The 25,998-nt window shown below is 72.0% G+C and carries 27 protein-coding genes; 15 read left to right on the top strand and 12 right to left on the bottom strand.

Annotation, left to right across the window (positions count from 1 at the left end; translation table 11 throughout):
• Positions 1–200: 200 nt before the first annotated feature.
• The 3 genes from IOD16_RS04210 to hrcA form a co-directional block, all read right to left on the bottom strand.
• A complete protein-coding gene (locus IOD16_RS04210) occupies positions 201–935 on the bottom strand; it encodes a 16S rRNA (uracil(1498)-N(3))-methyltransferase (RefSeq protein ID WP_201438954.1) in 735 nt (244 codons plus the stop codon).
• Positions 932–2,083, bottom strand: coding sequence for a molecular chaperone DnaJ (gene dnaJ / locus IOD16_RS04205; RefSeq protein WP_123743573.1), 1,152 nt, complete (start codon positions 2,081–2,083; stop codon positions 932–934). The genes IOD16_RS04210 and dnaJ overlap by 4 nt, the downstream gene beginning before the upstream one ends.
• A gap of 82 nt (positions 2,084–2,165) precedes the next feature.
• Complete coding sequence (hrcA, locus tag IOD16_RS04200; protein ID WP_123743574.1) at positions 2,166–3,188, bottom strand: heat-inducible transcriptional repressor HrcA; 1,023 nt, start codon at positions 3,186–3,188, stop codon at positions 2,166–2,168.
• Between the two features lie 109 nt (positions 3,189–3,297).
• On the opposite strand from hrcA, the gene IOD16_RS04195 reads away from it, so the two are divergent.
• A complete protein-coding gene (locus tag IOD16_RS04195; RefSeq protein WP_201438953.1) occupies positions 3,298–4,032 on the top strand; it encodes a GNAT family N-acetyltransferase in 735 nt (244 codons plus the stop codon).
• 74 nt (positions 4,033–4,106) lie between these two features.
• On the top strand, positions 4,107–4,538 hold the full coding sequence (locus IOD16_RS04190; RefSeq protein ID WP_170185097.1) for a nuclear transport factor 2 family protein: 432 nt from the start codon (positions 4,107–4,109) through the stop codon (positions 4,536–4,538).
• Between the two features lie 47 nt (positions 4,539–4,585).
• Here the strand turns inward: IOD16_RS04190 and hemW are convergent, their stop codons facing one another.
• The gene (hemW, locus tag IOD16_RS04185; protein ID WP_123748045.1) at positions 4,586–5,800 is read right to left on the bottom strand and encodes a radical SAM family heme chaperone HemW; all 1,215 of its coding nucleotides are present in this window, start codon (positions 5,798–5,800) and stop codon (positions 4,586–4,588) included.
• Positions 5,801–6,092: 292 nt separating this feature from the next.
• Here hemW and IOD16_RS04180 point away from each other — a divergent pair, with 292 nt between their 5' ends.
• Genes IOD16_RS04180 through IOD16_RS04145 form a run of 9 tightly spaced genes read left to right on the top strand, consistent with a single transcriptional unit; the run spans position 6,093 to position 14,369 of the window.
• Positions 6,093–7,775, top strand: a complete 1,683-nt coding sequence (locus tag IOD16_RS04180; RefSeq protein WP_201438952.1) for a nitrite/sulfite reductase — start codon at positions 6,093–6,095, stop codon at positions 7,773–7,775.
• On the top strand, positions 7,772–7,930 hold the full coding sequence (locus IOD16_RS39910; protein ID WP_123743578.1) for an Insertion element protein: 159 nt from the start codon (positions 7,772–7,774) through the stop codon (positions 7,928–7,930). The genes IOD16_RS04180 and IOD16_RS39910 overlap by 4 nt, the downstream gene beginning before the upstream one ends.
• A complete protein-coding gene (locus IOD16_RS04175) occupies positions 7,927–8,628 on the top strand; it encodes a phosphoadenylyl-sulfate reductase (RefSeq protein WP_123743579.1) in 702 nt (233 codons plus the stop codon). The genes IOD16_RS39910 and IOD16_RS04175 overlap by 4 nt, the downstream gene beginning before the upstream one ends.
• Positions 8,625–9,530 carry a sulfate adenylyltransferase subunit CysD gene (gene cysD / locus IOD16_RS04170; RefSeq protein ID WP_236594745.1) on the top strand — a complete coding sequence of 302 codons (906 nt, stop codon included), beginning with the start codon at positions 8,625–8,627 and terminating at the stop codon, positions 9,528–9,530. Before IOD16_RS04175 ends, cysD begins: the two co-directional genes overlap by 4 nt.
• Positions 9,531–10,874 carry a sulfate adenylyltransferase subunit 1 gene (locus IOD16_RS04165; protein ID WP_123743581.1) on the top strand — a complete coding sequence of 448 codons (1,344 nt, stop codon included), beginning with the start codon at positions 9,531–9,533 and terminating at the stop codon, positions 10,872–10,874.
• 21 nt (positions 10,875–10,895) lie between these two features.
• Positions 10,896–11,972 (top strand): ABC transporter substrate-binding protein, encoded by a 1,077-nt coding sequence (locus IOD16_RS04160; RefSeq protein WP_201438951.1) that lies wholly within the window; start codon positions 10,896–10,898, stop codon positions 11,970–11,972.
• Between the two features lie 21 nt (positions 11,973–11,993).
• Positions 11,994–12,782 (top strand): ABC transporter ATP-binding protein, encoded by a 789-nt coding sequence (locus IOD16_RS04155; protein WP_123743583.1) that lies wholly within the window; start codon positions 11,994–11,996, stop codon positions 12,780–12,782.
• Positions 12,769–13,641, top strand: coding sequence for an ABC transporter permease (locus IOD16_RS04150; RefSeq protein WP_201438950.1), 873 nt, complete (start codon positions 12,769–12,771; stop codon positions 13,639–13,641). The genes IOD16_RS04155 and IOD16_RS04150 overlap by 14 nt, the downstream gene beginning before the upstream one ends.
• On the top strand, positions 13,638–14,369 hold the full coding sequence (locus IOD16_RS04145) for a sirohydrochlorin chelatase (RefSeq protein WP_123743585.1): 732 nt from the start codon (positions 13,638–13,640) through the stop codon (positions 14,367–14,369). The genes IOD16_RS04150 and IOD16_RS04145 overlap by 4 nt, the downstream gene beginning before the upstream one ends.
• Before the next feature lie 96 nt (positions 14,370–14,465).
• Here the strand turns inward: IOD16_RS04145 and IOD16_RS04140 are convergent, their stop codons facing one another.
• Both IOD16_RS04140 and IOD16_RS04135 read right to left on the bottom strand, forming a co-directional pair.
• Positions 14,466–14,975 (bottom strand): MarR family winged helix-turn-helix transcriptional regulator, encoded by a 510-nt coding sequence (locus IOD16_RS04140; protein WP_236594744.1) that lies wholly within the window; start codon positions 14,973–14,975, stop codon positions 14,466–14,468.
• Entirely contained in the window at positions 14,972–15,595 is a 624-nt protein-coding gene (locus IOD16_RS04135) for a DJ-1/PfpI family protein (RefSeq protein WP_201438949.1), read from the bottom strand. Before IOD16_RS04135 ends, IOD16_RS04140 begins: the two co-directional genes overlap by 4 nt.
• A gap of 61 nt (positions 15,596–15,656) precedes the next feature.
• Between IOD16_RS04135 and IOD16_RS04130 the strand changes: the two genes are divergently transcribed.
• The gene (locus IOD16_RS04130) at positions 15,657–16,448 is read left to right on the top strand and encodes an enoyl-CoA hydratase-related protein (RefSeq protein ID WP_201438948.1); all 792 of its coding nucleotides are present in this window, start codon (positions 15,657–15,659) and stop codon (positions 16,446–16,448) included.
• A gap of 6 nt (positions 16,449–16,454) precedes the next feature.
• On the opposite strand, the gene IOD16_RS04125 is transcribed toward IOD16_RS04130, so the two are convergent.
• Genes IOD16_RS04125 through IOD16_RS04115 form a run of 3 tightly spaced genes read right to left on the bottom strand, consistent with a single transcriptional unit; the run spans position 16,455 to position 17,412 of the window.
• Complete coding sequence (locus IOD16_RS04125; RefSeq protein ID WP_123743590.1) at positions 16,455–16,724, bottom strand: barstar family protein; 270 nt, start codon at positions 16,722–16,724, stop codon at positions 16,455–16,457.
• Positions 16,721–17,164, bottom strand: coding sequence for a ribonuclease domain-containing protein (locus tag IOD16_RS04120; RefSeq protein ID WP_201438947.1), 444 nt, complete (start codon positions 17,162–17,164; stop codon positions 16,721–16,723). Before IOD16_RS04120 ends, IOD16_RS04125 begins: the two co-directional genes overlap by 4 nt.
• An 11-nt stretch (positions 17,165–17,175) precedes the next feature.
• Positions 17,176–17,412, bottom strand: coding sequence for a hypothetical protein (locus IOD16_RS04115; protein WP_123743592.1), 237 nt, complete (start codon positions 17,410–17,412; stop codon positions 17,176–17,178).
• Positions 17,413–17,480: 68 nt separating this feature from the next.
• On the opposite strand from IOD16_RS04115, the gene IOD16_RS04110 reads away from it, so the two are divergent.
• Together IOD16_RS04110 and IOD16_RS04105 are read left to right on the top strand one after the other, a co-directional pair.
• Complete coding sequence (locus IOD16_RS04110; RefSeq protein ID WP_123743593.1) at positions 17,481–18,449, top strand: zinc-binding dehydrogenase; 969 nt, start codon at positions 17,481–17,483, stop codon at positions 18,447–18,449.
• A gap of 119 nt (positions 18,450–18,568) precedes the next feature.
• The gene (locus IOD16_RS04105) at positions 18,569–20,011 is read left to right on the top strand and encodes an amino acid permease (RefSeq protein ID WP_201438946.1); all 1,443 of its coding nucleotides are present in this window, start codon (positions 18,569–18,571) and stop codon (positions 20,009–20,011) included.
• Here the strand turns inward: IOD16_RS04105 and IOD16_RS04100 are convergent.
• Together IOD16_RS04100 and IOD16_RS04095 are read right to left on the bottom strand one after the other, a co-directional pair.
• The gene (locus IOD16_RS04100; RefSeq protein WP_236594743.1) at positions 19,976–21,625 is read right to left on the bottom strand and encodes a DUF885 domain-containing protein; all 1,650 of its coding nucleotides are present in this window, start codon (positions 21,623–21,625) and stop codon (positions 19,976–19,978) included. The two genes, IOD16_RS04105 and IOD16_RS04100, sit on opposite strands and share 36 nt — an antisense overlap.
• A gap of 17 nt (positions 21,626–21,642) precedes the next feature.
• On the bottom strand, positions 21,643–22,680 hold the full coding sequence (locus IOD16_RS04095; protein WP_201438945.1) for an NAD(P)H-dependent flavin oxidoreductase: 1,038 nt from the start codon (positions 22,678–22,680) through the stop codon (positions 21,643–21,645).
• Positions 22,681–22,811: 131 nt separating this feature from the next.
• Between IOD16_RS04095 and IOD16_RS04090 the strand changes: the two genes are divergently transcribed.
• Complete coding sequence (locus IOD16_RS04090) at positions 22,812–24,371, top strand: alkaline phosphatase D family protein (RefSeq protein ID WP_201438944.1); 1,560 nt, start codon at positions 22,812–22,814, stop codon at positions 24,369–24,371.
• 52 nt (positions 24,372–24,423) lie between these two features.
• Here the strand turns inward: IOD16_RS04090 and IOD16_RS04085 are convergent, their stop codons facing one another.
• Complete coding sequence (locus tag IOD16_RS04085; RefSeq protein WP_201438943.1) at positions 24,424–25,899, bottom strand: chitinase; 1,476 nt, start codon at positions 25,897–25,899, stop codon at positions 24,424–24,426.
• Positions 25,900–25,998: the final 99 nt, after the last annotated feature.

Raw genomic sequence — 25,998 nt, 5'->3', positions numbered from 1 at the left:
TCGAAACCCCTTGGCGACAAAAAAGTGGCCGCATCGCGGTGGGACCTGGGGGTCGTCCCACCGCGACGCGGCGGCGCCGGACCGAGGGGGGAGGTGTCCGGCGAGTCGGTCGAGGAGCCGATCTTGGTTAGACCAATGCAACCCCTCTGCCATCAGCGTAACCCCTATGTCAGGCGTTCGCCAGAAGAGGGCAACACCAATTACCGCCAGCGATCGGTCAGCACACCCAGCGCACCCAAAGCGACCGCCGCCGCGGTCGACGCTCGCAGAACGGTAGGTCCCAGTCGCACTACGTGCGCGCCCGCACCGGTCAACGTGGACAATTCCTCGTCGGTGATCCCGCCTTCCGGTCCGACGACGAGCAGCACATCACCCGATGCGGGCAACTGAACCGATCCGAGGCCGACGGAAGCGGATTCGTGCAAAACCAAAGTGACCGCCGAGGACGACGCCAACCGCGCGAGCCCGGCCGTCGTGACGGGTTCGGCGACCGACGGCACGCGCGCCCGGCGGGCCTGCTTGGCCGCCTCGCGCGCGGTGCTGCGCCAGCGTTCGAGGGCCTTCGCGCCGCGCGGCCCGTCCTCCCACTTCGTCACGCAGCGCGAGGCACGCCACGGCACGACGCCGTCGACCCCGGCCTCGGTGGCCAGCTCGACGGCCAGTTCACCCCGGTCGCCCTTCACCAGCGCCTGCGCCACGACGACCCGCACGGCCGGTTCGGGCACGGTCCACCGCTCGACGACGCGCAGCCGCAGGGAGTCCTTGGCCGCCTCCGACACCACGCACCGCACCTGGGCGCCCGTGCCGTCGGAGAGCACCAGCTCCTCCCCCGCGCGCAACCGGCGCACGGTGGCCGCGTGCCGCCCCTCGGGGCCGTCCAGGACGGCCTCGTCACCGGGCGGCAGCGCGGCGACCAGGAAGACCGGCAGCGTCACCGGTGGTTGCGGCCGGACCGCAGCCGCGAGAAGAGCCCGCCGCCGCCCTTGCCGTTGTGCGCGAGCGTCGGCTCGTCCTCGCCGCGCGTCACGGCGAGCTCGCGCAGCAGTTCGGCCTGCCGGGCGTCCAGCTTGGTCGGCGTGACGACCTCCAGGTGCACGTGCAGGTCGCCGCGGCCGTCGATGCGGCCGCTGGAGCGCAGCCGGGGCATGCCGCGCCCGGTGAGCACCAGCTCGGTGTTCGGCTGGGTGCCGGGCTCGATCTCCAGCTCCTCCTCGCCGTCCAGGGTCGCCAACGGCAGCACGGCGCCCAGGGCGGCGGTGGTCATCGGGATGCGCACGGAGCAGTGCAGGTTGGCGCCGTCGCGCTCGAAGACCTCGTGCGGCACCTCCTCGACCTCGACGTAGAGGTCGCCGGCCGGTCCGCCGCCGGGGCCGACCTCGCCCTGGCCCGCGAGCCGCACCCGCATGCCCTCGGCCACGCCGGCCGGGATCTGCACCGAGATGGTGCGCCGCGAGCGCACCCGGCCCTCGCCCGCGCACTGCTGGCACGGGTCGGGGATGACCTCGCCGAGGCCGCGGCAGACCGGGCACGGCCGCGCCGTGACGACCTGGCCGAGGAACGAGCGCTGCACCGACTGCACCTCGCCGCGCCCGCCGCACGTGTCGCAGCGCACGGGGGACGAGCCGTCCGCGCAGCCGCTGCCGACGCACCGGTCGCACAGGATGGCCGTGTCGACGGTCAGTTCGCGCGACGCGCCCGCCGCGCACTCCTCCAGCGTCATCGACAGCCGGATCAACGCGTCCGAGCCCGGCTGCACGCGGCTGCGCGGACCGCGTCCGCCACCGCCGCCCGCGCCGAAGAAGGCGTCCATGATGTCGCCGAGACCGAATCCCGCGAACGGGTCGCCGCCGCCGCGCATCCCACCGCCGCCTGGCTCCAGCGGGTCGCCGCCCAGGTCGACGACCTGCCGCTTCTTGGGGTCCGACAGGACCTCGTAGGCGGCGGTCACCTCCTTGAAGCGTGCTTCCTCGTTGGGGTTCACGTCGGGGTGCAGCTGCCGCGCGAGCTTGCGGTAGGCGCGCTTGATCTCGTCGGGAGTCGCGTTCTTCTGGACCCCGAGCGTGCCGTAGTAGTCCCTCGCCACCGTGTTTCCTCCTGCGAACGCGCTTCGACACGCGTCCGCTCGCTTGCGAAACGTCCTGCGGGACCGCGGTGTTCCCCCGCCGTCACCGTCCGGTCAAGATCTCCCCCACGTAGTTGGCGACCGCTCGCACCGCCGCCATCGTGCCGGGGTAGTCCATGCGGGTGGGCCCCACCACTCCCATGCCGCCGAGCAGGTTGTCCCGGCTGCCGTAGCCGATGGACACGACCGAGGTGCTGCGCATCTCGGCCGCTTCGTTCTCCTCGCCGATGTGCACCAGGATGCGACCCGGGTCGCGGGCCGTGGCGAGCAGCTTGAGCACCACGACCTGCTCCTCCAGCGCCTCGAGCACCTGGCGCAGCGAACCGGGGAAGTCTGCCACGTTGCGGGTGAGGTTCGCCGTGCCACCCAGGACCAGGCGTTCCTCGGGGTGCTCCACCAGCGATTCGATGAGCACCGTGCTCACCCGCAGCACGATGTCGCGCAGCTCGCCGGGCGAGTCGTCGGGCAGCTTCGCGACCTCGGCGGAGGCGTCGGACAGGCGCTTGCCGACCATGGCGCCGTTGAGCATGGACCGGATGCGGGCCACGTTGTCCTCGGTGATCACGTCGCCGAGGTCGACCGAGCGCTGGTCGACCCGGCCGGTGTCGGTGATCAGCACCAGCATCAGGCGCGCCGGTGTGATGGCGAGCACTTCGATGTGCCGGACGGTGGAGCGGCTCAGCGTCGGGTACTGGACGACGGCGACCTGACGGGTCAGCTGGGCCAGCAGCCGGACGCTGCGCCGCAGCACGTCGTCGAGGTCGTAGGCGCCTTCGAGGAAGTTCTGGATGGCCCTGCGCTCGGGCGTGGACAGCGGCTTGACCTCGCTGAGCCGGTCCACGAACAGGCGGTAGCCCTTGTCGGTCGGCACGCGGCCGGCGCTGGTGTGCGGCTGGGTGATGTACCCGTCCTCTTCCAGCGTGGCCATGTCGTTGCGCACGGTCGCGCTCGACACACCCAGGTTGTGCCGTTCGACCAGGGCTTTCGAGCCGACCGGCTCCTGGTTGGACACGTAGTCGGCGACGATCGCGCGCAGCACTTCGAACCGGCGCTCATCGGCGTTCACGCGCGTCACCTCCAGGACGGACAGGCTGCTTCACCTTGAGTTTACGGAGGTTCGGGCCCGGATCGGAAAACCCGCTCGCCGCACTTCGGTGAGGTGGGTAGCTTCGGGCGTGCTCACCCGCATCCAGGCCGCCCTGCGCGACGCGATCAGGGCCGACGCCGAGCGCGTCGGACCGTTCCTGGTCCGCTTCGACGAGCACAGCGACGACCTGTCCGTGAACTACGCCGTGCCGGACGAGGGCGCGGCGCCGACCGCGGGTGAGGTGGCCGCGCTGGTGGCGGCGTTCCGGGAGCGGTCGCGCACGCCGAGGCTGGAGTACCTGCGACCGTCGCCGGCGGTGGACGCGGCGCTGGCGGCGGCCGGGTTCACCGTCGACCACCTGCTGCCGGTGATGGCGGTCGACGACCTGGTGGTGCCGCCGCCGCCCGCCGGGCTGACGATCGAGGCGGTGACCTCGGACGAGGACCTGCTCGCGGTGTCGGTGGTGCAGAACACGGCGTTCGACGTGGCCGGGGAGGTCGGCGCGCGGGACGTGGCGCGGCAGCGTTCGCTGTTGCGCGACGACGGGGTGATCGTGCTGGCCCGGCTGGCCGGCGAGCCGGCGGGCGCGGGGGCCTGCACCGCGCCGAGGCACGGGTTGTCGCAGGTCGCGGGCATCGCGGTGCCGGCGCGGCTGCGGGGGCGTGGCATCGCGTCGGCGGTGTGCGCCGACCTCACCGCGCGGGTGTTCGACGCGGGCTGCACCCCGTTCCTGGAGACCGAGCCGGACTGGAAGGTGACCCGCCTGTACGGGGCGCTGGGCTACCGGACGATCGGGGAGTCCGCGTCGATCAGCCTGAAGTGATCACCCGCGCCCGTCGGCTTGGCTAGGGTGGCCGGCCGGAAAGCACCATGCCGCGTCCACTGGGGGAAGGTTCCATGAGCGCCGACAAGGCCGCCAAGCTCGACGCCATCACCAAGTTCTTCGCCGCGTACGCCACCTACGACCTCGACGCCATGCGTGGCGTGATGACCGACGACATCGAGTGGACCATCCCGGGCCACCACCCGCTGTCGGGCACCAAGCGGGGTGTGGAGGAGGTCGCGGCCTTCTTCACCGAGCTGGGCAAGGCGGGTTTCCAGGCCGACCCGCTGTTCCTGGAGGCCAACGAGGAGTACGTGGTGGACGTGCACCGCGGCTGGACCACCGCGGGCGAGGGCAAGGTCGACACCCTGTGGGCCCTGCTGTGGCACTTCGACGCCGACGGCAAGATCGACCGGGTGGTCAACCTGTCCGCCGACCAGCACCAGATGGACAGCTACGTCTGGGCGAACTACACCCTCGCCGCGCTGCCGGACCGCCTCGCCTGAGGCACCCCGCGTCGGCCGCGGTCCGCACCGGGCCGCGGCCGACGCGGTCAGGTGAGCCGGCGCACCACGGCGTCGGCGAGCAGCCTGCCCCGGTCGGTGAGCACGCAGCGGCCGTCGTCGAGGGCGGCCTGGTCGAGCAGGCCGTCGGCGGCGGCGACCTTCGCCTCGGCCCGGCCCTCGTCGTCGAGGACGTCCAGCGGCAGGCCGGTGGCCAGGCGCAGCTCCAGCAGCACGCGTTCCACCCGGCGGTCGTCGTCGGCGAGGACCTCGCGGCCCGCGGCGGGTGACGAGCCGGCGGCCAGCAGCTCGGCGTACTTCGCCGGGTGCTTCACGTTCCACCAGCGCACGCCGCCGACGTGGCTGTGCGCGCCGGGGCCCGCGCCCCACCAGTCGGCCCCCTGCCAGTACAGCAGGTTGTGCCGGCAGGCGGCGTCCGCCGACGCGGCCCAGTTCGACACCTCGTACCAGGTCAGGCCCTGCGCGGTCATGGCCGCGTCGATCAGCTCGTACTTGTCGGCGAGCACGTCGTCGTCCGGCATCGGCAGCTCGCCCCGGCGCACCCGGCGGGCCAGCGCGGTGCCCTCCTCCACGATCAGCGCGTAGGCCGAGACGTGGTCCACGCCCGCGCTGTGGACGGCGTCGAGCGACGAGCGGAGGTCGGCGACGGTCTCGCCCGGCGTGCCGTAGATGAGGTCGAGGTTCACGTGCTCGAAGCCCGCCTCGCGGGCCTCCTTCGCGGCGGCGACCGGACGGCCCGGGGTGTGCACGCGGTCGAGCACGGCCAGCACGTGCCGGGCGGCCGACTGCATGCCGAGCGAGACGCGGGTGTAACCAGCGTCACGGATGGCTGAGAAGAACTCGGGCGAGGTGGACTCCGGGTTGGACTCCGTGGTGACCTCCGCGCCCGGCGCGAGGCCGAACGAGGACCGCACCGCGTCGAGCACCTGGCCCAGTCCGGCGGCGCCCAGCAGCGACGGTGTGCCACCACCCACGAACACCGTATCGACCGCCGGTGGGTCACCCAGCACGGTCGCGGCGAGGTCCAGCTCCCGGCGCAGACCCTCCATCCAGGACGCCGGTGAGGCGGAAGTGCCCAGCTCACCGGCGGTGTAAGTGTTGAAGTCGCAGTAACCGCACCGGGTCGCGCAGAACGGGACGTGCACGTAGACCCCGAACGGGCGGTCACCCAGACCGGTGAGCGCGGAGGCGGGGAGGGAGCCGTCGGAGGGCGAGGGATCACCGATCGGCAGAGCGGAGGGCATGACGCCCATTGTCCCATCTACCAGCAGCGCAACCCCGTCCCACGATGCGGATGGCGGTGGACCACGAGATGGACGCGTGGCACGCTGAGGCACATGACATCGACCGGAGTCCGCCTGGTGGTCCGCCGCCACGTCGACTTCCGTCGTGTCTCCAGCGCGATGTGCCGTCGTTCGGCATAACCCGCGCCTGCCTTTTTGTTCCCGTCGGCGCCGGGTGCGCTGACGAGACCCCCACCACGGCTGTCCTGGGACTCGCACGCGCACCAGCGCCCCGAATCCCCGGAGGACGAGGATGGTCCCCCCGACGACGACGCCTCAGCGCGGCAAGCAGCGCCGAGGTGAGGGGCAGTGGGCGCTGGGCTACCGCGAGCCGCTGAACCCGAACGAGCGGAGCAAGAAGGACGACAACCCGCTCAACGTCCGCTCGCGGATCGAGAACATCTACGCCCACGGCGGCTTCGACTCGATCGACCCGGCCGACCTGCGCGGCCGTTTCCGCTGGTACGGCCTCTACACCCAGCGCAAGCCCGGCATCGACGGCGGACGCACGGCGACGCTGGAGCCGGAAGAGCTGGACGACGAGTACTTCATGCTCCGGGTCCGCGTCGACGGCGGCAAGCTCACCACGCAGCAGCTCGCGCTGATCGGCGAGCTGTCCCAGACCTACGCCCGCGACACCGCCGACATCACCGACCGGCAGAACGTGCAGTACCACTGGATCCGCATCGAGGACGTGCCGACGATCTGGCGGAAGCTGGAGGACGCGGGCCTGACCACGATGGAGGCCTGCGGCGACAGCCCGCGCGTCATCCTCGGCTCCCCCGTGGCGGGCATCGCCGAGGACGAGCTGGTCGACGGCACCCCCGCGATCGACGAGATCCTGCGCCGCTACATCGGCGACCCGCGCTTCTCGAACCTGCCGCGCAAGTTCAAGACGGCGATCTCCGGCCTGCCCGACACCGCGCACGAGATCCACGACGTGGCGTTCGTCGGCGTGGACCACCCCGAGCACGGCCCCGGCTTCGACCTGTGGGTCGGCGGCGGCCTGTCCACCAACCCGATGATCGGCAAGCGGCTCGGCGCGTGGGTGCCGGTGGACGAGGTGCCGGACGTGTGGGAGGGCGTGATCAGCGTCTTCCGCGACTACGGCTACCGCAGGCTGCGGCACCGCGCCCGGATCAAGTTCCTGGTCGCCGACTGGGGGCCGGAGAAGTTCAGGGAAGTTCTCGAGAACGAGTACCTCAAGCGCAAGATGGTCGACGGCCCGGCGCCGGAGAACCCCGCGACGCCGCGCGACCACATCGGCGTGCACCGGCAGAAGGACGGCCTGTGCTACGTCGGCGCGGCCCCGATCGCGGGCCGGGTGTCCGGCTCCACGCTGGTCGAGGTGGCCAAGGTGGCGGAGCGGGCGGGTTCGGGCCGGGTCCGGCTGACGCCGCAGCAGAAGCTCGTGGTGCTCGACGTGCCCGAGGCCGAGGTGCAGAACCTCCAGGCGGACCTGGCGAAGCTGGGGCTGCAGACCGAGCCGTCGCCGTGGCGGCGCGGCGTGATGGCCTGCACCGGCATCGAGTTCTGCAAGCTCGCGATCGTCGAGACCAAGGCGCGCGCGGTGGACCTGGTGTCCGCGCTGGAGTCGCGGCTGGCCGACGTCGTGGCGGGCGTGACCGAGCCGATCTCCGTGCACATCAACGGCTGCCCGAACTCGTGCGCCCGGATCCAGACCGCGGACATCGGGCTCAAGGGCCAGATCGTCACCGACGCCGACGGCAGGCAGGTCGAGGGCTTCCAGGTGCACCTGGGCGGCGGGCTCGGCCTGGACGCGGGCTTCGGCCGCAAGCTGCGCGGCCACAAGGTCACCGCCGCCGAGCTGTCGGACTACGTCGAGCGCGTGGTGCGCAACTTCGTGGCCGGGCGCGAGGCCGGCGAGCGGTTCGCGCAGTGGGTCGCCCGAGCCGACGAAGGTGACCTGAAGTGAGCGAGCGGGCCACCCCCTTCTACTGCCCCTACTGCGGCGACGAGGACCTCCGTCCGCAGGAGGAGCCCGGCCACTCGTGGCTGTGCGCCTCCTGTCGCCGCGTGTTCACCGTCAAGTTCGTTGGTCTCAACCTTCCTCAGGAGGTGCAGCGATGACCGCCCCCACCCGGGTCGAGGAACTGAAGGTGATCGCGGAGGCCGCTTCGGTCGAGCTGGCGGACGCCGGCCCCGAAGAGGCGCTCGCGTGGACCGCCCGCACGTTCGGCGAGAGCTGGATCGTCGCGTCGAACATGCAGGACGCCGTCCTGGTCGACCTGGCCACCAAGGTCAAGCCGGACGTCGACGTGCTGTTCCTGGAGACCGGCTACCACTTCGCCGAGACCATCGGCACGCGGGACGCCGTCGACCTGGTCTACCCCGGCGTGCACATCGTCAACGCCGCGGCCGAGCAGTCGGTGGCCGACCAGGAGGCGCGGTTCGGCCTGCTGAACCAGACCGACCCGGGCCGGTGCTGCCAGCTCCGCAAGGTCATCCCGTTGCAGCGCACGCTGAAGAACTACGACGCGTGGGTCACCGGCGTGCGCCGCGTGGACGCGCCGACCCGGGCGAACACGCCGATCGTGATGTGGGACGAGCGCAACGGCCTGGTCAAGGTCAACCCGATCGCGCCCTGGTCCGACGACGAGTTCAACGCCTACATCGCCGAGCACGGGATCCTGGAGAACCCGCTCGTGCAGGCGGGTTACCCCTCCATCGGCTGCGCTCCGTGCACCGCGAAGCCGCTGCCGGGCGCCGACGCCCGCAGCGGCCGGTGGGCGGGCCTGTCCAAGACCGAATGCGGGTTGCACGGATGACCACCGCGACAGCTCTCGACACGTTGGGCCGCCTCGAGTCCGAGGCGATCCACATCTTCCGCGAGGTGGCGGGCGAGTTCGACCGGCCGGTGATCCTCTTCTCCGGCGGCAAGGACTCCACCCTGCTGCTGCACCTCGCGGTCAAGGCCTTCTGGCCGGCGCCGGTGCCGTTCCCGCTGCTGCACGTGGACACCGGGCATAACTTCGACGAGGTCATCGAGTTCCGCGACCAGGTCGTGGCCCGCCACGGGCTGCGGCTGGAAGTCGCCAAGGTGCAGGACTACATCGACGACGGCCGGCTGGCCGAGCGCCCCGACGGCACGCGCAACCCGCTGCAGACCGTGCCGCTGCTGGACGCGATCACCGGCCACAAGTTCGACGCCGTGTTCGGCGGCGGTCGCCGGGACGAGGAGCGGGCCCGCGCCAAGGAGCGGATCTTCAGCCTGCGCAACTCCTTCGGCCAGTGGGAGCCGCGCCGGCAGCGCCCGGAGCTGTGGAACCTCTACAACGGCCGCCACCGCCCCGGCGAGCACGTCCGGGTGTTCCCGCTGTCCAACTGGACCGAGCTGGACGTGTGGCACTACATCGCCCGCGAGGGCATCGAGCTGCCGTCGATCTACTACGCCCACCGGCGCGAGGTGTACCTGCGCGACGGGATGTGGCTGGCGGAAGGCCCCTGGGGCGGTCCTCGCGAGGGCGAGGAGAAGCTCGAGAAGACCATCCGCTACCGGACCGTCGGCGACGGGTCGTGCACCGGCGCGGTCGAGTCCGACGCCGCCGACATCGAGGCCGTCATCGCCGAGGTGGCGGCCAGCAGGCTCACCGAGCGCGGCGCGACCCGCGCGGACGACCGGCTGTCCGAGGCCGCCATGGAAGACCGCAAGCGGGAGGGCTACTTCTAGATGAGCGACCTGTTGAGGTTGGCGACGGCGGGCAGCGTGGACGACGGCAAGTCCACGCTGGTCGGCAGGTTGCTGTACGACACCAAGTCGGTGCTGGCCGACACGCTGGACGCGGTGCACCGCGCCAGCGCCGACCGCGGCCTGACCACCCCGGACCTCTCGCTGCTGGTGGACGGCCTGCGCTCGGAACGCGAGCAGGGCATCACCATCGACGTGGCCTACCGCTACTTCGCCACGCCCAAGCGCTCGTTCGTGCTGGCCGACACCCCCGGCCACGTGCAGTACACCCGCAACACGGTGACCGGCGCGTCCACCGCGCAGCTCGGCGTCCTGCTGGTCGACGCGCGCAAGGGCGTCATCGAGCAGACCCGGCGGCACGCGGCCGTGCTGGCGCTGCTCGGCGTGCCGCGCCTGGTGCTGGCGGTCAACAAGATCGACCTGGTCGACTTCGACGAGGTGACGTTCGCCCGCATCGCCAAGGAGTTCACCGCCCACGCCACCGCCCTCGGGTACGCCGAGGACGCCGTGGTGGAGATCCCCGTCTCCGCCCTGGCGGGCGACAACGTGGTGGAGCGCTCGGCGCGGACGCCCTGGTACGACGGCCCGACGCTGCTGGAGCACCTGGAGTCGGTGCCGGTCGAGCCGGACGCGCACGACGCGCCGTTCCGCTTCCCGGTGCAGTACGTGATCCGCCCGCGCACCGCCGAGCACCCGGACTACCGCGGGTACGCGGGCCAGGTCGCGGCGGGCACCGTGCGGGTCGGCGACGAGATCGCCGTGCTGCCCGCCGGGCTGCGCTCCACAGTGACCGGCATCGACACCGCCGACGGCCCGCTGCCGGAAGCCGCCGCGGGCCACTCGGTGACCCTGCTGCTGGCGCACGACCTCGACATCTCCCGCGGCGACCTGATCGCCACCGCCGGGCAGCCGCCGAGGGTGACCGACGAGTTCGACGCCACGGTGTGCTGGCTGTCGGAGAAGCCGCTGACGCCGGGGGCGCGCGTGCTGGTCAAGCACGGCACGCGGACCGTGCAGGCGATCGTCACCGAGCTGCGCACCCGGTTCGACGAGCAGAAGCTCGGCAGCACCGACGCACCGGACTCCTTGTCCCTCAACGAGATCGGCCAGGTGTCGGTGCGCACCGCCGAGCCGATCCCGGTGGACGACTACACGAAGGACCGCCGGACGGGGGCGTTCCTGGTCATCGACGCCGCCGACGGGAGCACGTTGGCCGCCGGGCTCGTGGGGGCCCCGCTGCCGGAGGTGGACGGCGTGGACAGCTGTACCGAGGGCGGCGACGCCGCCCTGCCCGACAACCACGCCCTCGTCTCCCCCGGTCCCTGACCCAGAAAGGCCACCGCCGCCGTGAGCAGCCGCATCCTGACCAAGTCCCTGGCCATAGCCACCGCCCTCGTCGCCCTCGCCGCCTGCTCGCGGGCGGACACCGGAGTCGACAACGCCGCGCCCGCGCAGGACAAGGGGGCGGCCGCGGAGATCCGCCTCGGCTACTTCCCCAACGTCACCCACGCCGCCGCGCTGATCGGTGTCGACAAGGGCCTGTTCACCAAGGAACTCGGCAGCACCAAGCTCACCACCCAGACGTTCAACGCGGGTCCGGAGGCGGTGAACGCGCTGCTCGGCGAGTCGCTGGACGCCACGTTCATCGGTTCCGGCCCGGCCATCAACGCCTACGCCAAGTCCAAGGGAGAGGCGGTCCGGCTCGTCTCCGGCGCCACCTCCGGCGGCGCGCAGCTCGTGGTCGCGCCCGACATCGCCTCGGCCGCCGACCTCAAGGGCAAGGTCATCACCACCCCGCAGCTCGGCAACACGCAGGACGTCGCGCTGAAGAAGTGGCTGTCCGACGAGAAGCTGGCCGTCGGCGCGGGCGCCGACCAGGTCAACGTCACCAACACGGAGAACTCGCAGTCGCTCGACCTGTTCAAGAAGGGCGACGTGCAGGGGGCGTGGGCGCCGGAGCCGTGGTCGTCGCGGCTGGTGCTCGACGCGGGCGCGAAGGTGCTGCTCGACGAGAAGGACCTGTGGGAGGGCGGCAAGTTCCCGACCACGGTGCTGCTGGTGCGCACCAAGTTCCTCCAGGAGCACCCGCAGACGGTCGAGGCGCTGCTGCGCGGCCACCTCGCGGCCACCGACTTCGCGCTCAACAGCAAGGTCGAGGCCAAGCAGATCGTCAACAAGGCGCTGAAGGACCTCACCGGCAAGGCGCTGGGTGAGCCGGTGCTGGACCGGGCGTTCGACAACATCGAGCTGACGGTCGATCCGCAGGCCAAGAGCTTCCCGCAGCTCGCGAAGGACGCGGTGACGGCGGGTGTGGCGAAGGAGGCCGCCGACGTGGCCGGGCTCGCCGACTTCACGCTGCTGAACAAGGTGCTCTCGGCGGCGGGCAAGCCGACCGTGGACACCGCCGGGCTGGACAAGAAGTAACTCGAGGAAGGCAGGCACACCATGACCGCCACGCTTGAGACCCCCGCGGCCGTGTCCGACGTGGACGCCGCAGTGACCTTGTCCGGGGTGCGGAAGGTCTTCGGCCACGGCCCGGCCGGCGTCGTCGCGCTCGACGGCGTCGACCTGTCGGTCGCGCCGGGCGAGTTCGTGTGCCTGCTCGGCGCGTCCGGCTGCGGCAAGTCGACCTTGCTGAACCTGGTCGCCGGGCTGGACGCGCCCACCTCGGGCACCATCGAGCTGACCACGTCACGGCCCGCCGTGATGTTCCAGGAAGCCGCGCTCATGCCGTGGCTGACCGCGGCGCGCAACGTCGAGCTGCCGCTGCGGCTGGCGGGCCTCAAGCGGGGTCCGCGCCGGGAGAAGGCCAGCGAGCTGCTGTCGCTGGTGCGGCTGGTCGGTGCGGGCCACAAGCGCCCGCACGAGCTGTCCGGCGGCATGCGGCAGCGCGTGGCGCTGGCGCGCGCCCTGGCGTCCACGCTGGGCAGCGCCGAAGCGGGCACGCCCGGCCTGCTGCTGATGGACGAGCCGTTCGCCGCGCTGGACGCCATCACCCGCGACGTGCTCCAGGCGGAGCTGGTGCGGGTGTGGCGGGAGACGTCGACGGCGATCCTGTTCGTCACCCACGACGTGCGCGAGGCCGTGCGGCTGGGCCAGCGGGTCGTGCTGCTGTCCTCCCGGCCCGGCCGCGTGGTGCGCGAGTGGTCCACCGTGGACTGCGACGAGCCCGCCGTCATCGAGGACATCACGACCCACCTGCGAGAGGTGATCAGCGGTCATGCCGCAGCTTGACACGGACCTCGCGGCGGTCGGCGCCGGGCTGGACGCGCTCGACGCGCCGTCGGAGGACCGGCGGCCGTCGTGGCGCAAGCGGTTCGTCCGCACCGCCGTGCCGCCGCTGATCGCGTTCGCCCTGCTGCTGGGCGTGTGGCAGGCGTTGTGGGCGCTGGCGTTCTGGCCCGAGTACCAGCTGCCCTCGCCCGGCTCGGTGTGGGCGGCCGTGGCCGAGGCGGTCGAGACCGGCCGGGCGTTCGAGGTGCTGTGGACCTCGGTCAGCCGCGCCGTGCTCGGCTTCCTCACCGCCGTGGTGATCGCCACGCCGCTGGGGCTGCTGATCGCCAAGGTGCGGGTCGTGCGGGCGGCCATCGGGTCGCTGTTGACGGGCCTGCAGTCGCTGCCGTCGGTGGCGTGGGTGCCGGCGGGCATCCTGTGGTTCGGCGCGACGCCCACGACCATCTACTTCGTCGTGCTGATGGGGTCGGTGCCGTCGATCGCCAACGGGCTGGTGTCCGGCGTCGACCAGATCCCGCCGCTGCTGCCGCGCGTCGGCCAGGCGTTGGGCGCGGGTCGGATGGCGGCGGCCCGGCACATCCTGCTGCCCGCCGCGCTGCCCGGCTACCTGGCCGGGTTGAAGCAGGGGTGGGCGTTCTCGTGGCGGTCGCTGATGGCGGCGGAGATCATCGCCACGTCGCCGCAGCTCGGCGAAGGGCTCGGGCAGTACCTGCACAACGGGTCGGCGTTGAACGACATCTCGATGGTGATCGCGGCGATCTTCCTGATCCTGCTGGTCGGCGTGGGGATCGAGCTGCTGGTGTTCCGGCCGTTGGAGCGGGCCGTGCTGCGGGCGCGCGGGTTGACGGGTGCGCTGTGACCGCGTTGGTGGCCGTGGCGCACGGCAGTCGTGATCCGCGTTCGGCGGCCGTGGTGCACCAGTTGTTGGACGTGGTGCGGGCGTTGTCGCCGTCGGTGGACGTGCGCGGGTCCTTCCTGGACCTCTCCGCGCCGCTGCTGGGTGACGTGCTGCGCGGGGTGTACGCGGACGGTCACCGTTCGGCCGTGGTGGTGCCGTTGTTGCTGGGCAAGGCTTTCCACGCGCGGGTGGACGTGCCGGGCGCGGTGGCGGACGTGCGGCTGCCCGGCTTGGCCGTGACGATCGCCGACGTCCTCGGGCCGGACCCGCGGCTGGAGTCGGCCGCCCTGCGCCGCCTGGCGTCGGTCGGCGTCCGTTCCCGCGACCGCACGCTCGGCGTGGTCCTGGCGGGCGCGGGCTCGTCCCACGCGCCGGCGAACGCCCTGGTGTCCTCCATCGCCGACCGCTGGGCCGCCGGCTCCGGCTGGGCGGGCGTCGAGGCGGCCTTCGCCTCCTCCGCCACCCCCGACGTGCCCACGGCGGTCGCCCGCCTGCGTGCCCGGGGCGCGCGCCGCATCGCCGTGGCGTCCTGGTTCCTGGCCCCGGGCTTCCTCCCGGACCGCGTGTCCCGCCTGGCCGGCCCCGACGCCCTCATCGCCCCGCCCCTGGGCCCGGACCCCGAAGTGGCCGAGCTGATCCTCCACCGCTACCACTCGGCCCTGCCGACCCCCCTGGCCGCCACCGCCTGACCCGCGAGAGTCCTACCTCCACGCCGCGAGAGTCCTACGTTCAGAGCACCTGAATTCAACGCTCAGCGCGGCGCCCGCCAGGCCCGAGTGTTGAATTCACCTGTCGTGAACGTAGGACTCTCGAGCGCTGGACGTTGGACTCTCGTGGTCAGGGGAGGTGGACTCCAGGGCTTGGACCAGGCGGTCCATGACGGTCAGGGTGGTGCGCAGGTCGGCGAGGTCCACCTGGGCCGAGATGCGGTTGGTGAAGGCGTGCTGGGCCCGGGCCAGGCGGGAGATGGCGTCGTGGCCCGCGGTGGTCGGGTGGAGCAGCTTGGCGCGCTTGTGGGCCGGGTTGGGCAGGTACTCGGCCAGTCCCTTCTCCACCAGCAGGTCGGCGATGCGTTGCACGCTCTGCCTGGTCAGGCTCATCTCCCGGGCGATGCCCGACACGGGCAGCGGTTCGCGCAGGACGGCGCCGAGGACCTGCCACCACGCGGCGGTCAGGCCGACCGGTTTCGTCATCACCTCCGCCGCTTCCAGGAACCCGCCGTAGAGGCGGAACGTGCGCATGACGACCTCGGTCAGCACGTCCCCCGCCTCGGTGCGGGGCTCGACCCCGCTCACGACACCGCGGCGACGAGCTTGCCGAACCACGACGGGTCGCCCGTCCGGTACAGGCCGTACCAGGCCTCCAGCACGGCCGGCTCGTACAGGTCCAGCTCCACGAAGATCTCCCGCGCGAACTCCAACGCCGACGCCGCGCCCGCCGTGATCACGCCGTCCGCCCGCACCGCCCGCTCGCCGCTGAACAGCGGCGCACCGGTGTACCCGGGCACGGCCGTCAACTGCCGCACCGTGTTGCCGCCGTGCGGGCGGTCGTTCAGCAGGCCCTCGGCGGCCAGGCCGACGGTCGCGCCGCAGATCGCCGCCACCGGCACGCCCGCGTCGAGCCACCGCCGGGCCGCCGCCCCGAACGCCGCGTTGCCACCGCTCTCCCACGTGTCCGCGCCGGGCAGGATCAGCATCGCGCTGTCCGCCGGGTCGACGTCGGCCAACGCCAGGTCCGGCGTGATCCGCAGGCCGCCGATGGAGGTCACGGGGTCGAGCGTGGCGCCGACGGTCCGCACCCGGTACCGGCCGGGCGCCTTCTGGAACTGCGGCAGGTTGATCTGCGCCGTCGCGTACCCGAACTCCCAGTCGGCGAGCGTGTCGTAGAGGGCGAGGTGGACCGTCTCCGTCTTCATGACAGCATCCTGTCATTTTGACAGGATGCTGTCAACGACACGGGATCGTAGAGTGCGGCCCATGGCAGACGAGCTGGTCCACTACGAGGTGCGGCGTGGCATCGCGACGATCACGCTGGACTCCCCCCACAACCGCAACGCCCTGTCCGCGCAGCTGCGCGCCGAGCTGACCGGGCACCTGGAGACCGCGACGGCCGACGACGCCGTGCGCGTGATCGTGCTGAGCCACACCGGACCGGTGTTCTGCTCGGGCATGGACCTCAAGGAGGCGGGCGGCGCGAGCGCCGACCAGCAGGGGGTCAACGAGTTCCCGGCGATCCTGCGGCAGCTCTGGACCAGCCCGAAGCCCGTGGTGGCACGGCTGGCGGGCCCGGCGCGCGCGGGCGGCGTCGGCCTGGTCGCGGCGTGCGACATCGCGGTCGCGGCGGACACGGCCACGTTCGCGTTCAGCGAGGTCCGCATCGGCGTGGTGCCCGCGGTCATCTCGGTGACCGTGCTGCCCCGCCTGCTGCCCCGGGCCGCGCACGAGCTGTTCCTGACCGGCGAGACGTTCGCCGCGCCGAAGGCCGTCGCCGTCGGCCTGATCAACTCCGCCGTGCCCGCCGACGGCCTCGACGCCGAGGTCACCCGCTACACCGACATGCTCGCGCTCGGCGCGCCGACCGCCCTGGCCGCCACCAAGCGGATGCTCCAGGAGCCCCGGTCCGCCGACCTCGGCGAGGTGTTCGCCGACATGCTGGCCCTGTCCGCACGGCACTTCGGCGGCCCCGAGGGCCAGGAGGGCATCGCCGCGTTCGTCGGCAAGCGCAAGCCCTCGTGGGTTCCCACCGACGAGACCGGCGCCGAGGACTGACGGGCCTCAGTCGGTGTAGACGACGGTCAGGACGCGGTCGCCCAGCTCGGCGGTTCGGGCGGCCGCGTCCGCCAGCACGGCTTCCACGGCGTCGTTGCCGCCCTCCCACTCCAGCACGTGCTCGCCCTCGGGCAGCCACGACAGGTCGGTCAGGCAGTCGTACAGCGCGTCCAGGTTGTGGCCGAACCAGCCGGGGAAGCTCAACGCCTCCGCGATGGCCCCGATGGCGGCCTGCTTCGAGTGGGCGCCCCGGCGCACCACGTGCCGGTGGCTCATCCGCTCACGTCCACGACAACGAACGACTCGTAGTGGTCGGCCGTGTAGTACACCTCGTCGGACGACCCGGTCACGAGCCGCCGCGCGCCGCGGTCGTCGCTGCCCGGCGTGGGCACGGTGTACTCCCGGTAGTAGTCGGACGGTTTGGCGGGCAGCACCTTCTCGCGGTTCTGGAACGTCACGCCGTCGTTGCGCGGGTACGGGAACGGGCCGCCCTTGCCGATCAGCTCCCACGTGGCCTTGACCTGGGCGGGCAGGCTCGACAGCGGCTCGACCGGCAGCCCCGAGCCCGCGCCCGGCACCGAAGCCGAAGCCGACGACGACGACGAGGGCGGTGCGGGGTCCGACGACGTGCCGGTGAGGTCCTTGGCGAAGTAGCCGACCACGACCAGCGCGATCAGGCCGAGCAGTGCGACGGAGAGCCGCCGGGCGGGAGTCACGGACGCAGAGCCTACGAAGGCTTGCCCGCGTCCACCTCCCGGGGCTGGTCGGCGTCACCTGCCGGACCGACCTTGGGCACCGGGTTGAACCTGGTCGAGGCGTTGTCCACGAGCCGGTCGATCAGCCGGGCCACGCCCAGGGACAGCGGCAGCAGCACGCACATGAGCAGCGCGAACTGGAACGGGAACGCCAGCTGCGCCAGCCACAGCTCGACCCCGTCCCACCACTGCGCGAACGCGTCAACCACGCCGTCGAGCCTAGTCCCGTGACGCGCTTCACCGCACACGGATCACTACCACTCGGTAAGTTGCCCGCATGTTCGCCGTCTACGCAGCCGAGCCGAGCCCCCAAGACCCGATCGCCGCCCTGCGCGTGGGCGAACGACCGGAGCCCGAAGTGCCGGAGGGTTGGGTGAAGGTGGCCGTCAAGGCGGCGAGCCTCAACATGCACGACCTGTGGACGCTGCGCGGCGTGGGGATCAAGCCCGAGCAGTTCCCGATGACGCTGGGCTGTGACGGCGCGGGCGTGCTGGAGGACGGCACGGAGGTCGTGCTGCACTCCGTGATCGGCGACCCCGACTGGTCCGGCGACGAGACGCTCGACCCGCGCCGCACCCTGCTCACCGAGAAGCACCAGGGCACGTTCGCCGACTACGTCGTCGTGCCCGGGCGCAACGCGCTGCCGAAGCCGGCGGGGCTGAGCTTCGCCGAGGCGGCGTGCATGGGCACGGCGTGGCTGACCGCCTACCGGATGCTGTTCGTGAACTCGGGGCTGCGGCCGGGGCAGACGATGCTGGTGCAGGGCGCGTCCGGCGGCGTGTCGACGGCGTTGGTGCAGCTGGGCCGCGCGGCGGGTTTCCGCGTGTGGGTGACCGGCCGCACCGAGGAGAAGCGGGCGTTGGCCGAGAGCCTCGGCGCGCACCAGGCGTTCGAGTCCGGCGCCCGGCTGCCCGAACGGGTGGACGCGGTGTTCGAGACCGTCGGCAAGGCCACCTGGTCGCACTCGATGAAGGCCCTCAAGCCGGGCGGCACGCTGGTCATCTCCGGCGCGACGAGCGGTGACGCGTCGGCGGCCGAGCTGCCGCGGCTGTTCTTCCTCCAGCTGCGGGTGGTCGGCTCGACCATGGGCACGCGCGAGGAGCTGCGCGACCTGCTCTCGTTCTGCGACCTGACCGGCCTGCGCCCGCAGATCGGGGCGGAGCTGCCGTTCGAGCGGGTCGAGGAGGGCTTGCGCGCGATGCTCGACGGCGAGACCGCGGGCAAGATCGTCTTCACGCGCGGCTGAACTTCGTCAACCCGTACACCCGCACAAAAACCACTCCCTCGAATGGTGCAACCGAACAAACCCGGTACCGGTCGACGGGCGTACGGTTCGCCGCACACCAATCCACCGAGGGAGCTGGAATGACGGTGCAGGACGGATTCGGCCGTGGCAGCGGCGTGTTCCGCCGCAAGCCGATCGAGCAGATCAGTGACGAGAAGACGGCGCTGACCCGGACCTTGGGGCTGTGGCAGCTCACCGCGATCGGCATCGGCGGCATCATCGGCGCGGGCATCTTCTCGCTGGCCGGCGCCGTGGCCAACAAGACCGCGGGCCCCGCCGTGCTCATCTCGTTCCTCGTCGCGGGCATCGCCAGCGCCGCGGCCGCGTTCTCCTACGCGGAGTTCGCGGGGCTGATCCCCAAGGCGGGCTCGGCCTACACCTACGGCTACGCCGTGCTCGGCGAGATCGTCGGCTGGTTCATCGGCTGGGACCTGCTGCTGGAGTACACCGCGATCGTGGCCGTGGTGGCGATCGGCATCAGCGGCTACTTCAACGAGCTGCTGAACCTGCTCGGCATCGACCTGCCGGTGTGGATGCTCGGCGCGCCCGGCACCGAGACCGGCGACGTCGCGGCGGGCAGCTACAAGGTCAACCTGTTCGCCGTGCTGCTGTGCCTGCTGATCGCGTTCGTGCTCAACATGGGCATGAAGAACGCGGCCCGCTTCGAGACGACCCTGGTGTACCTCAAGGTCGCCGTGGTGCTGCTGGTGATCGTGGTCGGCGCGTTCCACATCGACACCGCCAACTACAACCCGTTCTTCCCGTTCGGCATCTCCGGCGCGCTCACCGGCGCGGCCACGGTGTTCTTCGCGGTGTTCGGCTACGACGCGATGAGCACGGCGGCCGAGGAGTCGAAGGACTCCCAGAAGCACATGCCGAAGGCGATCATCTACTCGCTGGCCGTCTCGATGGTGCTCTACGTGCTGGCCTGCCTGGTGCTCACGGGCATGGTGAACTACCAGGACGTGGACGCGGAGAGCGCGTTCGCCTCGGCGTTCGCCGACATCGGCCTGCCCGCGCTGGGCATCATCATCTCCGTCGGCGCGGTGCTCGGCATCACCACGGTGCTGTTCACGTTCCTGATGGGCGCGGCCCGCGTCGGCTACTCGATGTCGCGCGACGGGCTGCTGCCGAAGTGGTTCGCCAAGACGCACCCGGTCAAGAACGTGCCGACGCGCACCACGTGGGTGCTCGGCGTCGCGTCCGCCGTCATCGCGGGCTTCCTGCCCATCGCCGAGGCCGCCGAGCTGACCAACATCGGCATCCTGCTGGCGTTCGTGGTGGTCTGCGTCGCGGTGATCGTGCTGCGGTACAAGCAGCCGAACCTGCCGCGCACGTTCAAGACGCCGGGCATGCCGGTCGTGCCGATCGTCGGCGTGGTGTTCTCGCTGTGGCTGATCACGTTCCTGGCGCCGGAGACCTGGCTGCGCTTCGCCGTCTGGTTCCTCATCGGCCTGGTCGTGTACTTCGCCTACAGCAGGCGCCGGTCAGCGCTCAACAACCCCGCGGACGTCGAGGACTGAGTCGCACCACCGCTCGACCACGTCGGCGAGCACGGCCATCGGCAGCGGTCCGCCGCGGAGCACGAGGTCGTGGAACGCCTTGATGTCGAAGCGGTCGCCCAGCCTCCGCTCCGCCTCACCGCGCAGGCGCTGGATCTCCAGCCGCCCCACCATGTAGGACAGCGCCTGCGCGGGGTTCTCGATGTACCGGTCGACCTCGGAGAAGATGTCCACGTCCGGCATGACGGCGTTGGCGCGCAGGTAGTCCACGGCCTGCTGCCGCGTCCAGCGCAACGCGTGCAGGCCGGTGTCCACCACCAGGCGCGCGGCGCGCAGCGAGTCGCCCGACAGCATCCCCAGCCGCGCCACGTCGTCGCTGTAGAGGCCCATCTCGTCGGCCAGCCGCTCGGCGTAGAGCGCCCAGCCCTCCAGGTAGGCCTCGATGGACGCGAACCGGCGCAGCAGCGGCAGGTCGTCGAGCCGCTGGGCCAGCGCGATCTGGAAGTGGTGGCCCGGCACGCCCTCGTGGAACGCGGTCGACTCGGCGCTGAACCGCTCGCGCAGCCCGGACTGGTGGGTGTTGACGAAGTAGGTGCCCGGCCGGGAGCCGTCCAGCGCCGGGTCCATGTAGTAGGCCAGCGGCGCGTTCGGGGCTTCCGCCGCCGGCACCACCTCCACCGCGCACCGCGCCTGCGGCACCGTGCCGAACCAGTCGCCCGAGATCTCCTCGGCGCGTGCGATGCACGCGGCGGCCAACGCCACCATGTCCTCGCCGCTGCTCCAGCGCAGGTCCGGGTCGGCGAGCAGGCGGGCGCGCACGCCCGCGGCCGGGATCGGCCCGAACACCCGGGCGCCGACCTCCTCGTACTCCCGGTCCAGCTCCTCGATCAGGTTCAGGCCGATCCGGTGCAGCTCCTCCGGCGTGTGGCCGGTCGTGGTGTACATCCGGACCAGGTCGGCGTAGACCAGGTCGCCGTCGGGCAGCCAGCACAGGCCGGGCCGGTCCTCGCCGCGCCCCCGGTCGACCACCTCGACGCGCAGGAAGTCGCGGTAGCGGGTGATGGCCGGGCGCACGGTCTCGTGCAGCAGCCGGGCGCACGCGTCGGCCTGCGGGCTGTCCCGCAACGGGATGGCGAGCACGTCCTCGTCGTCGGCCAGGTAGCGGTCGACGCGGTGGATCGCGGCCCGCACCAGGTGCGCGAGCGGAGGTCGGGTCGAGTCGCGCTGTCTTCGGGTGAGCGCGTCCAGGTAGGCGGGCAGCGCCGCCAGCCGGGTCAGGTACGCCTGCCGCGCGTCGTCGTCGGTCGGGCGGATCAGCGGCAACGCGCCCAGCAGCACCGCGAACGGCGCGGTGAGGCCTTCGGCGTGCGTGTGCTCGACCAGGTTCGCGTCAAGGCGGTGCACCAGGCCCCACGCCTGCTGCACGACCACCGCGCGCGTCACCGGGTCGTCGTCCTCGGCCCGCGCCCGCCGCGCCACGTCCTCGGCGCGGGCGCGCAGCACGCGTCCGCCCTCGGCGCTCGGGTCGGGCAGCCGGTGGTCCCAGCCCGGGATGCCGAGCAGCGTCGCCATGACGGGGTCGGCGTCCAGGACGAGCGTCAGCATCTCGTCGGCGAGCTCGCGCGCGGTGGTCACGTCGCCATTCTGTGGTGCTACACCGGCGAAATGCGCGTGATCGCGACGGAAAGGGCTTGGCGCGCCTCGGCGACCAGCCTGGCCACCACCTCGGCCGCCGGGGCCGGTCGGACCAACGAGTAGGTCTGCCCGGCCCACAGAGACATCAGCTCCGGGTCGCCGGTCGCGCGCACCGGCCGGGTCAGGTGGTGCACCTCCGGGTACGCGGCGGGCGCCTGATCCTGGTTGTCCACCAGGAACCGGTTCACCAGACCGCGTGCCGGACGGCCGCTGAACGCCCTGGTCAACGCGGTGCGGCGGGTGCCTTCGGCGAGGGCCTGGCGGTGCGCGGCGGACGTGCCGGCCTCCGGGGTGGCCAGGAACGCGGTTCCGAGCTGCGCCGCGACCGCGCCCGCGGTGATCACGGCGGCCACGTCCGCGCCGTGCACCAGGCCGCCGGCGGCGATCAGCGGCAGGTCCACCTTGGCGCGGACCAGCCGCAAGGCCGCCAGCACGCCGAACAGCTCGCCGCCGCCGGGGGAGACGCCGTCGTCGGCGAACGTGCCGCGGTGCCCGCCCGCCTCGCTGCCCTGCACGCACAGCGCGTCGGCGCCGACCTGCGCCGCCTGCGCGGCTTCCTGCGGTGTGGTGACCGTGACGACGACCGTCGAGCCGGCCGCGTGCAGCCGGTGCACGTCCTCGGGGTTCGGCAAGCCGAACGTGAACGACACCACCGGAACGCGCAACGCCATCACCAGTTCGAGCTTCGCGGCGTAGGAGTCGTCGTCCCACCGGGGTTCGCCCGGCTCGGTCGGCGACTGCCCCTTGACGCGGTCGCGGTAGCCGGACAGGTCGGTGCTGGACCGGGGGCCGGGCACGAACAGGTTCACCCCGTACGGCCGGTCGGTCAGCGCGGTGGTCGCGGTGACCTGCTCGGCGACCGCCTCGACGGGCAGGTAGCCGGCGGCCAGGAACCCGAGACCACCTGCCCGGCCGACCTCGGCCACGAGCGCGGGGGTGGACGCCCCGCCGGCCATCGGCGCGGCGACGACGGGCACTTCGAGTCGGTCCAACATGGCGCCGACCCTAACCCGCGCCACGACCGCGGTCACGTATCAGCAGGTCCGTCCCGTGCCGGCGCAAAATAACGTGCCCGCCGGGCGGGACAACGGGCAACCCGCGGCGCCACCACGTCGTCGTAGGAGGCATGCCCAACACCCACCCACGGCGGGACGCGTTGCGCCTCGGCGCGATCGCGGGCGTCGCGCTGCTCGCGCCCGCCCTGCCCGCGTCGTCCGCCGAGGCCTCGACCCCGCACTTCCGGCACGGCGTCGCGTCCGGCGACCCGCTGCCCGAGAGGGTCGTCCTGTGGACCCGCGTCACGCCCACCGAGGACAGCACGCCCGGTTCCGGCGCGGGCCCGACCGCGGTGGTCGGCTACGAGGTGGCCAGGGACCCGCGGTTCCGCCGGGTCGTCCGGCGCGGCGAGGTCACCACCGGTCCCGACCGCGACCACACCGTCAAGCTGGACGTCGGCGGTCTGCGCCCCTGCCACTGGTACTTCTACCGCTTCACCTTCGACGGCGGGCACTCCCCCGTCGGCCGCACCCGCACCGCGCCCGCCCACCACGCCGAGGTCGACGAGCTGCGGTTCGGCGTCGTCTCCTGCTCCAGCTGGGTCGCGGGCCGCTTCGCCGCCTACCGGCACCTCGCCGAGCGCGACGACCTCGACGCCGTCGTGCACCTGGGCGACTACCTCTACGAGGACTACATCGGCACGCGATCCCGCACCCACGAGCCCCCGGGCGAGGCGCGGTCGCTGACCGACTACCGGGTCCGGCACGCCCAGTACAAGACCGACCCGGACCTCCAGCTCCTGCACGCCGCCTACCCGTGGATCATCACCTGGGACGACCACGAGTGGGCGGAGAACGCCTGGTCCGGCGGCTCCCCCGACCACGACGAGACGACCGAGGGCACGTGGGCGGACCGCCGGGCCGCCGCCATGCGCGCCTACCACGAGTGGATGCCCGTGCGGCTCGACGGCGACCGGGTCTACCGCCGGCTGCGCTTCGGCACGCTCGCCGAGCTGACCATGCTCGACCTGCGCTCGTACCGCAGCCGGCAGGTCGACCAGGACCAGGTCGGCGACCCCGGCCGCACGCTCACCGGCCCGGACCAGATGGCGTTCCTGCGCGACGGCCTGCTGCACGCCGACGTCCAGTGGAAGCTGGTCGGCAACCCGGTGATCTTCTCGCCGCTGCTCATCCCTCCGGTGCCGCAGGCGGGGGCGGTGACGCGGCTCGTCGGGCCGACGACCAACAACGACCAGTGGGACGGCTACCCGCAGGACCGCGACGCGGTGATCGCGCTGCTGGCCGAGCACGACGTGCGCGACACCGTGTTCCTCACCGGCGACGTGCACAGCTCGTGGGCGTTCGACGTGCCGGTGGACGAGGCGCTGTACCCGCTGACGAAGACCGTCGCCACCGAGCTGGTCGTCCCGTCGGTCACCTCGGACAACATCGACGAGCTGACCGGTTCGCCGCCGCGCACCACGTCGTTGGCGCTGGAGGCCGCGCTGGTCGGGCTGAACCGGCACCTGAAGTGGGTGGAGCTGGACTCGCACGGCTACACCGTGCTGGACGTGCGGCGCGAGCACGTCCGGATGAACTGGTACTTCCTGGCCGACCGCACCCGCGCCGACTCGCCGGCCGCGTTGGCGAAGACGGTGACCGTGCCGTCCGGCACGCAGCGGATCGGCTAGCGGCCGGCGCCGTCCCTCCCGTCGCGCGACGGGAGGGACGGCGTCCACCGCGCTACGGCAGCGTGTCCAGGTGCGGGGCCACCGTGTTGGCGAACTGCCAGTTGTTGACCGCGTCCCAGTTGATCGACCAGGTCATCGCGCCGCGGATGCCCGGCCAGGTCTGCGAGGGCTTGAACGAACCGCAGTTCGTGCCCTTGGCGAGGCAGTTCAACGCCGCGTTGACGTTCGCGGGCGACTGGTAGCCGCCGCCCGCGCCCGACGGCGAGGCGGGCAGGCCCAGGCCGACCTGGTCGGGGCGCAGCCCGTTCTGGAGCTGGATGCAGGCCAGCGCCACCAGGAAGTCCACCGTGCCCTGCGAGTAGACCTTCTGGTCGCAGCCGAGCATCGAGCCGGAGTTGTAGTACTGCATGTTGACCACCGTGAGGATGTCCTTCACGGCCAGCGCCAGCTTGAAGTACTCCTGCCCGGTGGACTGCATGTCGATGGTCTGCGGCGCCATCGCGATGACCTTGCCGCCGCCCGCGTGGATCGCGCGCAACGCCTGCGCCATGTAGGTGGCGTTGACGCCGTTCTCCAGGTCGATGTCCACGCCGTCGAACCCGTAGTTCGCGATCAGGGTCTTGACGCTGTTGGCGAAGTTGGTCGCGGCGGTGGAGTTGCCGACGCTGATCGTGCCCTTCTCGCCGCCGACGGAGATGATCACCTTCTGGCCGCGGGCCTTCAGCGTGCGGATGTCGGCCTTGAACTGCGCGTCGGTGTAGCCGCCGAGCTTGCTCGACAGCGTCGGGTCGAGGGTGAACGCGACCGCGCCCGGCGTGGTGGTGGCGTCGGCGAACGCGATGGCCACGATGTCGTACGTGGTGGGCACGTCGGCGAGCTTGAGCAGGCGCGAGCCGTTGTCGAAGTTGTGCCAGTAGCCGGTGAGCGCGTGCTTGGGCAGCGACGGGTCCGGGTTGCCGGGCGTCGTGGTGGTCGTCGTGGTGGTGGTGGTCGTCGTCGACGTGGTCGTGCTGGTGGTGGTGCTCGTCGGCGGGGTGCCCGGCCCGTCGAGGCTCACGTCGTCGGCGTAGAAGGTCGGCTGGCCGTACCAGCCGTGCACGAAGATGGTGACGCTGGTGCTCGCGCCGGTGGTGAAGTCGATCGAGAGCTGGCTGAAGCCCGTCGAGCCGGGCGTCCACGTGCTCTTGTCGCCGCTGCCGGTGCCGCTCACGCCGAGGTACACGTAGCTGCCCTGGACCCACGCGGACAGCTTGTAGGCGGTGTTGGCCTGCACGGAGATCGTCTGCGAGCAGCGGGCGTTGTCCTGGCCCGCCGGGGTGCCCGCCATGGCGTGCGTGCCGCTGCGCTTGGTCGTGGTCGCCGCCGTCGCCGCGGCGCTGCACGTCCACCCGCCCGTGCCGCCCTCGAACCCGGGGTTGGCGACCAGGTTGGCGGCCGACGCGCTGCCGACCACGACCAGGGTCAGGCCCGCGATGGCCAGCAGACCCGCCAGCACCGCGCCCAGTGCGCGTCTCGTCCTCGAAACCACGTCCACCTCCACGTTCTCGTCGGCGGCCAAGGCCCAGCACAGGTGACGTGAGCCACTCGAAAAATGGACTAGACCACTGTGCCTTGTCAAGGGTGTGAA

Origin of the sequence: Saccharothrix sp. 6-C (assembly GCF_016695385.1) — a bacterium.
Lineage (GTDB): Bacteria > Actinomycetota > Actinomycetes > Mycobacteriales > Pseudonocardiaceae > Actinosynnema > Actinosynnema texasense.
Note: the sequence above shows the minus strand (reverse complement) of the source record. Positions and strands in the feature narration are given on the sequence as shown.